The sequence below is a fragment of the Psychrobacter sp. CAL346-MNA-CIBAN-0220 genome (assembly GCF_040309805.1).
Taxonomy (GTDB): domain Bacteria; phylum Pseudomonadota; class Gammaproteobacteria; order Pseudomonadales; family Moraxellaceae; genus Psychrobacter.
The window spans coordinates 1-273 of record NZ_JBEOPF010000271.1; the positions used below are offsets into that span (position 1 = coordinate 1).

Annotated in this window: 1 protein-coding gene; it reads right to left on the reverse strand. The window is 42.1% G+C overall.

Features of this window, described 5'->3' with window-relative positions; genetic code table 11:
- Positions 1 to 269 (reverse strand): adenylyltransferase/cytidyltransferase family protein (locus AAEY88_RS13610; RefSeq protein ID WP_350563245.1); only part of this gene is annotated, 269 nt, incomplete at its 3' end.
- Positions 270 to 273: the final 4 nt, after the last annotated feature.

Sequence of the window (273 nt, forward strand, 5' to 3'; positions counted from 1 at the left end):
GGTGTGTCATTTTCATCCGCACTACCAAATGGAATAACCCAATCAACAGAGGAAAGTGCACTTAATACCATAGCTCTTTCATCTAGCGGATTAATTGGCCTATCGGCGCCTTTTAATCGTGATATAGACGCATCGTTATTTAGCCCCACCACTAATCTATCGCCACGCGCTTTTGCTTGTGCTAAATAGCGTACGTGCCCAGCATGCAAAATATCAAAGCAGCCATTGGTAAATACAATTGTTTCGCCATTTTGTTTTGCAAACTCTATATGC